The 10,990-nt window shown below is 35.5% G+C and carries 14 protein-coding genes and 1 tRNA gene; 1 reads left to right on the forward strand and 14 read right to left on the reverse strand.

The window, feature by feature from the left end; all coding sequences use genetic code 11:
• Positions 1-27: 27 nt before the first annotated feature.
• Positions 28-600, reverse strand: a complete 573-nt coding sequence (locus tag C240_RS14435) for a TetR/AcrR family transcriptional regulator (RefSeq protein ID WP_271497239.1) — start codon at positions 598-600, stop codon at positions 28-30.
• A gap of 255 nt (positions 601-855) precedes the next feature.
• Between C240_RS14435 and C240_RS14440 the strand changes: the two genes are divergently transcribed.
• A complete protein-coding gene (locus C240_RS14440; protein ID WP_271497240.1) occupies positions 856-2,094 on the forward strand; it encodes an aminopeptidase in 1,239 nt (412 codons plus the stop codon).
• A gap of 118 nt (positions 2,095-2,212) precedes the next feature.
• Here the strand turns inward: C240_RS14440 and C240_RS14445 are convergent.
• The 13 genes from C240_RS14445 to C240_RS14505 all read right to left on the reverse strand — a co-directional run.
• Positions 2,213-2,286: transfer RNA gene (locus tag C240_RS14445), tRNA-Arg, on the reverse strand.
• Between the two features lie 142 nt (positions 2,287-2,428).
• On the reverse strand, positions 2,429-2,551 hold the full coding sequence (locus C240_RS14450; protein WP_271497241.1) for a hypothetical protein: 123 nt from the start codon (positions 2,549-2,551) through the stop codon (positions 2,429-2,431).
• Between the two features lie 149 nt (positions 2,552-2,700).
• The gene (locus C240_RS14455; RefSeq protein ID WP_271497243.1) at positions 2,701-3,897 is read right to left on the reverse strand and encodes a GNAT family N-acetyltransferase; all 1,197 of its coding nucleotides are present in this window, start codon (positions 3,895-3,897) and stop codon (positions 2,701-2,703) included.
• Between the two features lie 150 nt (positions 3,898-4,047).
• Positions 4,048-4,461, reverse strand: coding sequence for a DUF3284 domain-containing protein (locus tag C240_RS14460; RefSeq protein WP_271497245.1), 414 nt, complete (start codon positions 4,459-4,461; stop codon positions 4,048-4,050).
• Positions 4,461-4,661, reverse strand: a complete 201-nt coding sequence (locus C240_RS14465) for a DUF3188 domain-containing protein (protein WP_271497247.1) — start codon at positions 4,659-4,661, stop codon at positions 4,461-4,463. Before C240_RS14465 ends, C240_RS14460 begins: the two co-directional genes overlap by 1 nt.
• Before the next feature lie 22 nt (positions 4,662-4,683).
• Positions 4,684-4,902, reverse strand: a complete 219-nt coding sequence (locus C240_RS14470) for a hypothetical protein (protein ID WP_271497248.1) — start codon at positions 4,900-4,902, stop codon at positions 4,684-4,686.
• Between the two features lie 77 nt (positions 4,903-4,979).
• A complete protein-coding gene (locus C240_RS14475) occupies positions 4,980-6,434 on the reverse strand; it encodes a PTS sugar transporter subunit IIC (protein ID WP_271497250.1) in 1,455 nt (484 codons plus the stop codon).
• 129 nt (positions 6,435-6,563) lie between these two features.
• A complete protein-coding gene (locus C240_RS14480; protein ID WP_271497252.1) occupies positions 6,564-6,884 on the reverse strand; it encodes a PTS lactose/cellobiose transporter subunit IIA in 321 nt (106 codons plus the stop codon).
• A 30-nt stretch (positions 6,885-6,914) separates the two neighbouring features.
• Entirely contained in the window at positions 6,915-7,235 is a 321-nt protein-coding gene (locus C240_RS14485) for a PTS sugar transporter subunit IIB (protein WP_271497254.1), read from the reverse strand.
• A gap of 201 nt (positions 7,236-7,436) precedes the next feature.
• On the reverse strand, positions 7,437-8,834 hold the full coding sequence (locus C240_RS14490; RefSeq protein ID WP_271497256.1) for a glycoside hydrolase family 1 protein: 1,398 nt from the start codon (positions 8,832-8,834) through the stop codon (positions 7,437-7,439).
• Positions 8,835-8,914: 80 nt separating this feature from the next.
• Positions 8,915-10,195, reverse strand: coding sequence for a PTS sugar transporter subunit IIC (locus C240_RS14495; RefSeq protein WP_271497258.1), 1,281 nt, complete (start codon positions 10,193-10,195; stop codon positions 8,915-8,917).
• Between the two features lie 172 nt (positions 10,196-10,367).
• Positions 10,368-10,688 carry a PTS lactose/cellobiose transporter subunit IIA gene (locus tag C240_RS14500; protein WP_087641070.1) on the reverse strand — a complete coding sequence of 107 codons (321 nt, stop codon included), beginning with the start codon at positions 10,686-10,688 and terminating at the stop codon, positions 10,368-10,370.
• 34 nt (positions 10,689-10,722) lie between these two features.
• Positions 10,723-10,990 (reverse strand): PTS sugar transporter subunit IIB (locus C240_RS14505; protein ID WP_271497262.1); only part of this gene is annotated, 268 nt, incomplete at its 5' end.

Genomic DNA, 10,990 nt, shown 5'->3' on the forward strand with positions numbered 1-10,990 from the left:
TTTTGTCCAACCTTTTAATTTGTTTGTTTAATTATCAATATCGATTGGTTCATCTCGTTCTAAAATTTGTTCGATAGCATCTTTCATCAAACGTTCAATTTGTTCATCATTTGGATGAATAATCCCAGAAGTCATCAATGCAGCAATTCCTGTCGCAACGATCCAAGTTCCCATATGCAAAGAGTTAATTTCTGTATCATCTAATTTTTCATACTCTGAATCTTTTTTTACTGCATTTGAAAAATAAGTGTATGAAAACTCTTGCATTCTTTTCCCGCCGCCATATTCTTCTAAATACAAAGCACGATATAGCTTACTTTCATTTTTAGCAAAGTGGATATAATTTAACGCTAAGTCCACAATTGTATTACCCGTATGAATTACTGGAAATACTTCATTCGCTAAATATTGATGAATTTTTTCAAACAACTCTTCCTTTAAGTCGTCCATATTTTTGAATTCTAAATAAATAGGTTGCGTTGAACATTTCATTTTGTTCGCAATGTTTCGCGCAGTGAATTTAGAAAAGCCTTCGGTGGCCACTACTTCGTATGCAGCATTTAAAATCTGATCTTTAGTAATCGTTTTTTTTCTTGCCATAATCTTTCAATCTCCTCTACCTATCCTTTACAACGCTTCCATATAATACTACAGTTATTGTAACACGATTTGATTATTCTGCAAAATACTAGTCCTCTAAATTTTATTATTTTAATGATTTGATTAGATAGGTCTTTTTTAGGCTTTTTTCTTGAATTAAATAATGTTTTCACCTTGCTGGATTGTTTGAGTTCATAGCTTTTCCGTGTTATGATATGAACGATTATCTATACAAAAATTTAGGAGGCTTACCCAATGACATTACCAAATTTTAATGAAACTTTGAAAAAATACGCACAGCTCATTGCTGAAACAGGTGTAAATGTTCAAAAAGGCCACAGTATTGTTTTGCAAATTAGCGTTGATCAAGCACCATTGGCTCGATTAATTACTGAAGAAGCCTATAAATTAGGTGCTGCTGAAGTTATTGTTCAATGGAATGACGATTTCATTCAACGTGAATTTCTGCAACATGCTTCTGAAGATCATTTACAAAACATTCCACAATATAAAATAGATCAGACAAATGACTGGGTGGAAAAAGGTGCTAGCCGAATTAGTGTAGTATCTGCTAATCCTGATGCGCTTGCTGGTGTAGATGCTGATCGTGTAGCACTTTTTCAATCAGCGACTGGTAAAGCTTTAGTCAATCTTAGAAAAGCAACCCAAGCGAATAAAGTCAGCTGGACTGTTGTTGCAGCTGCTGGAAAAGACTGGGCAGCTAAAGTATTTCCTGAGCTAAAAGACAGTGACAAACAAGTCGATGCACTTTGGGATGAAATCTTTAAAACTACCCGTGTTTACGAAGCTGATCCTGTAGAAGCTTGGGCTGCTCACGACAAAAAATTAGCTTCAAAAGCTGACGAATTAAACAAAGAACAATTCAGTGCTTTACATTACACAGCTCCAGGAACTGATTTAACGATTGGTCTTCCTAAAAACCATTTGTGGGAAGGTGCTGGAAGTGACAATGTACGTGGGGAAAAATTCATGGCGAATATGCCAACCGAAGAAGTCTTTACTGCACCAGATAATCGTCGAGTAGACGGTTATGTTTCAAGCACTAAGCCATTAAGTTACGCTGGTACTACGATTACTGGGATGAAGTTCACTTTTAAAGATGGAAAAGTGATTGATTTTTCAGCAGAACAAGGCGAAGAAGTTTTAGGAAAACTCTTAGAAACTGATGAAGGGGCTCGTCATTTAGGCGAAGTCGCACTCGTTCCAGATCCATCGCCAATTTCTCAATCAGGAATCACTTTTTACAATACTTTATTCGATGAAAATGCCTCTAATCATTTAGCTTTTGGTTCAGCGTATGCCTTTAACTTACAAGGTGGTACAGAAATGACAGAAGCAGAATTAAAAGAAGCTGGCTTAAATCGTAGTCAAACGCATGTTGATTTCATGATTGGCTCAGATAAAATGGATATTGACGGAATTAAAGAAGACGGGACGCGTGTTCCTATCTTCCGTAATGGTGATTGGGCTTAATGTAAAGATAAAGAAAACATCTTTTAATCTAGTTATCGACGTTTTCATATTTTTTGGCACATAGTCGGCACAAATCAAAAAAACACCACTGAAATCAACCTTTCAATGGTGTTTTTTACGTTCCCGACTGGAATCGAACCAGCGACCTATCGCTTAGGAGGCGATTGCTCTATCCTACTGAGCTACGAGAACATTCCTTATTTATTTTAGAAGTCTTTACCAATAGTGTCAATGATAAATAGCAAGAAAAAACTATGGAACAAAATTATTTTCCAATTTTGTTCCATAGTAAACTGAAAATCTAAAAAAAATGCTCATCTAATCTACTGCTGATTTACTTTTTTTGGCTCTTTTTCCCTTTTAGCATTTTTACCAAATAAAGTCCACCGACGACAATCGCTAAAGTTTTCCCGATTTTTCCATTTCTAGCAACTTTTTCTTCTTTTGTTTTACTCATGTTCGTTCCCGCCTTTCATTGGTATTAAACACACTCATATCATACTCTTATTATATGAAGAATTGTTTTGTTCCACCAATCATCTGCTTGTAGACTAGAAAATCTTATGTTTTTCATTGAAAACTGTCTGAAGTTTTTTTGTATTCCTCTTAAAAGTAATCTGCTAAAACTGGTACACCTTTTACCAAACGCTCATCTAATGCCTTGATAAGCGTTTCATTGGCACTTATTTTTTCATAAAATCTTAATTCAGCTAAGGAACGGTATCCCATAAATGCTTGAGTAAATGTTTGAATATCACCTGAAATCGTATTCTCATTTAAGACATCTTGCGGCAAAGAATCGATTTTTAGCAACGTACCTTTACCTTGATTGTTAATACTTAGTTTCCATAGACCATTATTCCATGAAGCATATCGGTCCTCAATTTCTAGATAGTAGGACTCATTTGCACCAGTTGCAAAAGGATATTTTTCTAAAAAGCTTTCCAAATCAACAATTCTTCCCATCATATATGGAGAAATTTCCATTTTCACTAGAGGCGCAGGCAATAAATAACTTAGTGTTTGCCCATCAAATCCTGTTTCAAAGTGAAACTCTTGTGAAGATCCATTATGCGACCCTACAAAGCGTAAAATTGATTTGAATGCTTGATTAGTCAAATAGCCCCATTCTTTTATGGTAAAACGAGCTGCACTTGATTGATAAATTAAATAGCCTTCTATTTCACCTTGTTCATTTATATATATTGCAAATTGATTTGTTTGATCTAAGCCAAATGTATATTCCAGCCACCAGTTTTCTCTCGTTAATGCCCCACGCTGATTTCTTTCTGTTTTTTGATAGATTTCTTGAATGGTGTTTTGCGCTACTTCAAAAGGGACTCGCTTCATTTGACCAGGTGTCGCCTTAATATTTGGCCAGTCAGCAGCTTTGATGGTATATGTGATCTGCTCAAAAAGTTGTTCAAACCCATATTTTCTATAGAATGGATAAGAAAATGGTGCTAGATAAGCAAGCTCAATTTTATTTTCAGCTAAATCAGTTAAGAGCTGTTTCATTATCGCTGACACACCGCCTTGTCCTCGATATTCAGGATAAGAAGATACACAACCGATTCCGGCCATTTGATAGTTTACTTTATGGAAATTCACTGTAAAAGGTGTTGAAATAACTTGGCTTGCTAAAATATTATCCGAAAAATAGCCATAATTCCAAGAATGTTGGACAATCTTTTGAAATCTTTCTTTCCGCTCGTCTGTCGTTTCTGCGTTAAAAGCATATGCAGCTAATTGGAACATTTCATCTAGATGCTCTTCATTCATTCTCTTGATTTCATTCATCATGCTCTCACTCCTTCATTTAACAAGGATAACGCAAAAGAGTGATATTTAAAATATTTTGGGATTAGTTCTTAATAATTTTTCTTCATGATATTTTTAAATATGTAAAATATATTGATGTAGTAGACAACAAAAGAGTGCCCTCAGACACTCTTAGTAGGATTCTTCGATCATTTGCAGCATCTTATTAAATTGGCGCCTTTTAAAATACATCAAAATTGTCCCTAAAACTGCATCATTAATTTTTTGTAAAAATCCAAATGATTCCATTTTTTCTTCATAGTGAATTTCGCAAGATTTTTCATCAATTGGAACAATTTCGTAGGAAACTGCAAAATCATTTTTAGTGGTTGATGTTCTAAAATGGTATGATGTGTTATCAATAATTTTTTCGACTTTTATTTTTGCTTTACTATTTTTAGAAAATGATTTTACATATTCAAAATTATTTAATTGTTTTTTCGTTAAACTTTTCCCTGTATGTTTGCGAATATCAAAAAGAACAGAATCAATCACTTTTTCATAGAAGTAAGGCGCAGGGATGTTTAATTTTTTAGTAATCTCCATTATTTGCTCACCTCATTGTTTTGTTTCTTTTCTTTAGTTTCTTCAATTTTTTTCCCTTTGAAAAAGAAATAACCACCCACAACTATCAAGAAAATTCCTGTCGTCATGCTTAACAAATCATATTGCATTGAAGCTGGATTCAACGTATATAAAACAATTAAAAATCCAATACTACATACAAATAAGCCATTTCTTACCATTTTACATCCATCCAATCTTTTTTTAGACTGCTAATATTTGAAGGTATAAAACACTGCCCCAAGTTTGGGCTTTGATTTCATCTTTTGCTTTTTTAGCTGCGGCTTCCGGATCTCCTGTTACTTCAAAAAATAATTTAATTCCTTGTTTTTTAGTAAATGTATACGTAAAATCGCCACCGTCATAATTTTCTAATAAGTTCTTGATTTCTTCTTGTTGCATTGCACTAGCAATAGTAATCATTTTTCATCTCTCCTTAATCGTTTAAGCAGTTGCTTTCACTTCAATTAAAGCGAAAGCAACGTGCTCGTTATTTTCTATTATTCAATATCCGTTGGTTCCATTCGATTTGCTGCAATAACAAATGGTGTCCAAATTAAGAAGGTTACCACCATACACACAAGTGTCACAATCGGTGCACGCCAGTCTGCCCCTGTAGCTAAGAATGACAATAATAATGGCGGTACTACCCAAGTTACTTGTTGTGAAACTGGTGCTACTAATCCGAAGTATGTTGCTAACCAACCAATAGTAGTTGCCACAACAGGCGCTACTAAGAATGGAATGAACATGATTGCATTTAATACAATTGGTAAACCAAACATAATTGGTTCATTGATGTTGAAAATACCAGGTCCTAATGACAATTTACCAACAGTTAGATAATCTGCACGTTTAGAGAATAGTAAGATTGCAACGATCAAGACGATTGTCCCGCCTGATCCGCCAAACCATGCAAAGGCATCAAATGAACCACGTACCCACATGTAAGCTTTGCCATCGTCAATTGCTTTCAAGACAGCTGGAGTACCAGTTAAACCATCGTATCCTTTTTGGAAAATATCAATATTGATTAGTTGTGCTTGTCCCCAAATACCTTCTAAAACAGGTGCCAATACGTTTGGACCATGAATCCCGAAGAACCAGAAGATTTGAACAAAAATTGTTACGATCAAAACTGCACCTAACCCTTGAGATAATCCCAAGAATGGTTCTGCAATATATTTTTGGACAAGATCAATAATCAATTGTCCACCTGTTAATTTACCTACTACAAAGTTAATAATAGCAATAACATATAGCGCAATCGTTGCCGGTAAGATCGCAGCGAAAGCTTTTGATACTGCTGGCGGAACTGAATCAGGCATTTTGATTGTAATATTCGCCAACATTAATTTACAGAAAATGATAACTGAAATGGCTCCCATAATCATAACAGTAAAGTATGCGTTTCCATTTAAGTGATCTAATTTAAGCCATCCCCAGCCGCCTGCTGTTAAGCCAGTTGCTGTTGCTGACCAACCACTGTCTGCAGTACCTGCATTGATTGTGTTCATTAATTCTTTTGGAACAGCTGTTTCTAAAGTATTAGAATAAGAAAAGGCAATTCCTTGAATCAAAGTCGCTAAACCAACGATACCACCGGCTAAATCGTTTACTTTGTACGCTCTTGCTAAGTTATACCCCCAAGAAAAGGCGAAAATCAAACCTGCAATTGCCAACGTACCGTTCCAAACAAACCCGTTGATCCCAATGATAACATTAATAACTGCAAAGATTCCTTTGTCAGCAGCAAGATTTGCTGCATAGTCAGAAAAGAACTGCTGCGGTAAATCACGAATGATCGCATTGATCATTACGGCAATTGACCCTGCCATTGTTGCTGGCATCGTTCCGATAAAAGCATCACGCAATGCAACTAAATGTTTCTGCGCACCAATTTTACCGGCCACTGGCAGAATGTACTTCTCCATCCAGGCTGTTAATCCATCCATTGTATATTCCTCCTATAAATACTATTTATCTAAAAAGCGCTTACACTTTTTAAACCATTAGTTGTTAAGATCCCGTTCAAAAAACCTTAACTTCTATTTTCCTCCGTTCAAAAAAGAAAACAGCATTCCTTACGCGTTGTCCAAACGGCGATACAAGTCAATAACTTCTTTTGCTAAATCTGTAAAAGCAATTGACGTCATTAAATGATCTTGACTATGGACTGTTAATAGTGTCACTTGGATATGATTACCTTGTGCTTCTTGTGTTAGCATTCCTGTTTGAGAATGATGTGCTTGAACTAGCGATTCCTCTGCATCAATAATTTTTTGATCTGCTAATTCAAAGTTACCGGCTTTGGCTGCTGCAATTGCTTCCATCGCATCACTTTTGGCATTACCGCCGTACATAATCAATCCCATAACTGCTTCTAAATTTTGTTGATCTTCCACGAGTTATAACTCCGTTCACATTTTATTTTCTTAGTTACCCATCAATGCGATTGCTTGATCTAATACTTTTTCACCATTCATCATGCCGTAGTCTGACATATTAATTACGTCGAATGGAATTCCTTTTGGTGCTAATTTTTGTTCGAATTGTGCTTTCATGAAACGAACTTGTGGACCTAAAAGTAATACGTTTACATCTTTAGCTTCTAAGTTGTTATCGGCATCTGATGCAGATACTGCAAAGATATCAGCTTCCATCCCACGATCTTCTGCTGCTTTTTGCATTTTTGTTACTAATAAACTTGTACTCATTCCTGCTGAACATACTAACATAATTGTTTTTTTAGCCATTATTGCCACTCCTTCTATGTTTTGTTGTATTTACACTTTTATATAAAGCAAGAACCGTGCCAAAATCTGTATAGACCAAACCCTTTAGTATCAAGGATTTGGTCTATACAGATTGTGTACACACTAACATTTTTTTGCTACACACTATTTTTTGTGTGCGCTTTCTTTATTGTTATATCAACTTTTCACTATATTTTTTGTTTAATCGAAACCATTCGCTTCAGCTAATTCTTTAAACCAATATCCACTTTTTTTAATAGTACGTTGACCATCTTGATCTAAATCGACAGCGATAAAACCATAACGATTTTTGTAAGCATTCAGCCACGACCAATTATCCATACATGTCCACATATGATACCCTTGAACGGCGCTACCTTCTTGGATCGCTTGGTGTACCCATTTCAAATGATCTTTGACAAATTCAATTCGATAATCATCTTCAATCATGCCCTGTTCATTCACAAAACGTTCTTCACCTTCAACGCCCATGCCATTTTCCGAAATATAGCAGCGGATATTTTCGTAGTTGTCTTTTATATTTATTAAGGTATCATAAATACCTTTTTCATAAATTTCCCAACCACGATAAGGATTCATTTTTTTCCCTGGCATGTCATAGATATCATAAAAATCTTCTGGTAAAATACCTTTTTCTGAAATCTCAACAGGTGTTTCTTTTGCTTTAACCCTGCGTGGTTGGTAGTAGTTAACGCCTAAAAGATCAATTGTATTATCTGCAATTATTTGTAAATCTTCTGGAGTTGTTACTGGCATCAAATCATTTTCTTTGACCCACTCAACAATATCTTCAGGAAAATGACCTTTCACTGCTGGATCTAAAAACGAGCGATTGAATAACCCATCGACTAAGCGAGCAGCTTTAACATCCGCTTCATTTTTTTCATCTCTTGGATAGCTTGGCGTTAAATTGAGCACAATTCCAATTTCACCGCCTAAATTCAAACTATGGTAAACTTCAATTGCTTTGGCACTGGCTAAAGCTTCATGATAAGCTACTTGCACACCATGTTTTAGGTTTACTTCATCTGGATAATGCCAACCATATAAATAGCCGCCTTCAACTGGTACAATTGGTTCGTTATGTGTAAACCATTTTTTCACTCGATCACCAAATAACTCAAAACAAGTTTTTGCATAGAATACATAGTCATCAACGACTTCCCTATTTAACCAGCCACCTTTGTTTTGTAATTCCATCGGCATATCGAAATGATACAAATTCATGAATGGTTCAATCTTGTTTGCCAGTAAATGGTCGATCATATCATTATAAAAATCGACCGCTTTTTGATTGATTTCTCTTGTTTGTGTATTAGGAATCAAACGGCTCCATTGAATTGAAGTCCGGAATGAATTGTGTCCCGTTTCTTTCATTAATTGAATATCTTCTAAGTACTTTTTGTAAACTTGCGATGTTTTATCTGGACCAACACCATTGAAAAATTTTTCAGGCTTTTCTTCATACCAAAAATCCCAAATATTTTGCGCCTTGCCGTCACCTTCAAAAACACCTTCTGTTTGAGGACCACTTGCTGCCGATCCCCACCAAAAATTTTCTGGAAATTGATACTTCATTCTATGCATCTCCTTAAATAGATAAAATCTCCCGAAATGTAAATTGATTAACAGGGAGATTTTATCTGATATTTAATTGATTAAGCTTGAGTTTCTTCAGCTTGTGCTTCTTGTTTTAAGAATTGATCTGTTGCAACTTTGACGAATGGAATATAGATTAGTACAGAGATCGCTAAGTTCACTGCAGCTAAAATACCACCAGCCATGCTTTTCGTTGCTAAGAATCCACCGATAATTGGCGGTGTTACCCAAGGCGGCATAAATGTTGCAGCTGGGACTAAGCCTGTTGCTGTGGCAATATATGCTGTTGTTACAAGAACCATTGGCGTAATAATAAACGGAATAAACATAATTGGGTTCAACACGATCGGTAGACCGAACATTACGGGTTCATTAATATTGAATAAACCTGGTGCTAAACTTAAGTTTGTAATAACTTTGTAAGGTTTATTTTTACGTCCTACGATGAAAATCGCGATTAATAATCCTAACGTCGCACCTGTACCACCTAAGTTTACAAATGAATCAAAGAAAGGTTTATTAACGATATAAGGAATTTTTTCACCTGCTTCTAAAGCTTTAATATTAGCATCAATCGCTGGTACGTTAATTGTTTGCATTAATGGATCGACCATATTTGCACCATGTAAACCAAAGAACCATAAGAAAGGTGTAATAAATGCTAACAATAATGCTGATGGGTAGCTGTTTGCTAATCCCATGAAAGGTTTTTGTACTGCTTCGTAGAATGAAACTACAATGTTATCAATACCAAATCCAAATAAAATAGATGTTACTAAACTAAACAAACTGATTGTAATCATTGCAGGTAATAATGCCGCAAATGATTTTGCCACTGCTGGCGGAACACCATCCGGCATTTTGATTACTAATTTTTCATTACCTACTAATCTTTGGAAAATTTCCCCTGAAATAAGTGCAATAACCAATGCAATAAATAATCCAGTAGCATCTGTACCGCTTAATCCGCCAACTGCAAAGAATGACGCAACAGATACAGTTCCGGCAGCAATGCCGTCTTTACCATATGATCTTACTAAATTGTATGCAACTAAAAATGAAATTAAAATAGAAAAAATTGCGAATGTTCCGTTCCAAATATTTCCACCAAAGCTTTTCCAAATTGGTGCGTCGTTGACGATCATTGGAAATAGTTTATCCATTAAGTCTGAAAATCCTGGAATCGGTAAGTTGTTAATAAGTACTGCAAGTGCTCCTAAAATCATTAATGGCATCGTTACGACAAAAGCATCACGAATCGCCACTAAATGCCGTTGTGCTGCAATAACTGAAGCTTTTGGCATAAAGTATTTTTCCATCCATTGAACAAATTTGTTCATTTGTTTTTCCTCCTAAACAATATTTATCTAAAAAGTAGTAACACTTTTTAAATCACTTTTCATAAAATTTTCCCTTTGAGCCGAAAAGAGGCCGAGGTAAAAATATTTAGCTACGAGGACCGAGTAGGTACTACGCAACATCAACTCGGTTCCCGTTGTGTTTTACATCAATTTATTCGTTGTCCATACGACGATACAGATCAATGATTTCTTTCGCTAAATCTGTGAAAGCAATTGACGTCATTAAGTGGTCTTGGCTATGAACTGTTAATAGTGTGACTTGGATATGATTGCCTTGTGCTTCTTGTGTTAGCATTCCTGTTTGAGAATGATGTGCTTGAACTAGTGATTCTTCTGCATCAGCAATTTTTTGATCTGCTAATTCAAAGTTACCAGCTTTGGCTGCTGCGATCGCTTCCATTGCATCGCTCTTTGCATTTCCTCCGTACATAATTAATCCCATAACTGCTTCTAAGTTTTGTTGATCTTCCATAATAGTTAATGCTCCATCCATTTTTTATTTTTAATTAGTTACCCATCAATGCGATTGCTTGATCTAATACTTTTTCACCATTCATCATGCCGTAGTCTGACATATTAATTACATCGAATGGAATTCCTTTTGGTGCTAATTTTTGTTCGAATTGTGCTTTCATAAAACGAACTTGCGGGCCTAAAAGTAATACGTTTACATCTTTGGCTTCTAAGTTGTTATCGGCATCTGATGCAGATACTGCAAAGATATCAGCTTCCATCCCACGATCTTCTGCTGCTTTTTGCATTTTTGTTACTAAT

Source organism: Enterococcus sp. 5H (assembly GCF_028128615.1).
Taxonomy (GTDB): domain Bacteria; phylum Bacillota; class Bacilli; order Lactobacillales; family Enterococcaceae; genus Enterococcus_L.

Bases quoted from the DNA above. Each gene is read 5' to 3' on its own strand.
- C240_RS14470 (WP_271497248.1), bottom strand. From the start codon at position 4,902: ATGATTACTATTGCTAGTGCAATGCAACAAGAAGAAATCAAGAACTTA.
- C240_RS14450 (WP_271497241.1), bottom strand. From the start codon at position 2,551: ATGAGTAAAACAAAAGAAGAAAAAGTTGCTAGAAATGGAAAAATCGGG.
- C240_RS14465 (WP_271497247.1), bottom strand. From the start codon at position 4,661: ATGGTAAGAAATGGCTTATTTGTATGTAGTATTGGATTTTTAATTGTT.
- C240_RS14500 (WP_087641070.1), bottom strand. From the start codon at position 10,688: ATGGAAGATCAACAAAACTTAGAAGCAGTTATGGGATTAATTATGTAC.
- C240_RS14475 (WP_271497250.1), bottom strand. From the start codon at position 6,434: ATGGATGGATTAACAGCCTGGATGGAGAAGTACATTCTGCCAGTGGCC.
- C240_RS14455 (WP_271497243.1), bottom strand. From the start codon at position 3,897: ATGATGAATGAAATCAAGAGAATGAATGAAGAGCATCTAGATGAAATG.
- C240_RS14460 (WP_271497245.1), bottom strand. From the start codon at position 4,461: ATGGAGATTACTAAAAAATTAAACATCCCTGCGCCTTACTTCTATGAA.
- C240_RS14485 (WP_271497254.1), bottom strand. From the start codon at position 7,235: ATGGCTAAAAAAACAATTATGTTAGTATGTTCAGCAGGAATGAGTACA.
- C240_RS14495 (WP_271497258.1), bottom strand. From the start codon at position 10,195: ATGAACAAATTTGTTCAATGGATGGAAAAATACTTTATGCCAAAAGCT.
- C240_RS14435 (WP_271497239.1), bottom strand. From the start codon at position 600: ATGGCAAGAAAAAAAACGATTACTAAAGATCAGATTTTAAATGCTGCA.
- C240_RS14490 (WP_271497256.1), bottom strand. From the start codon at position 8,834: ATGAAGTATCAATTTCCAGAAAATTTTTGGTGGGGATCGGCAGCAAGT.
- C240_RS14440 (WP_271497240.1), top strand. From the start codon at position 856: ATGACATTACCAAATTTTAATGAAACTTTGAAAAAATACGCACAGCTC.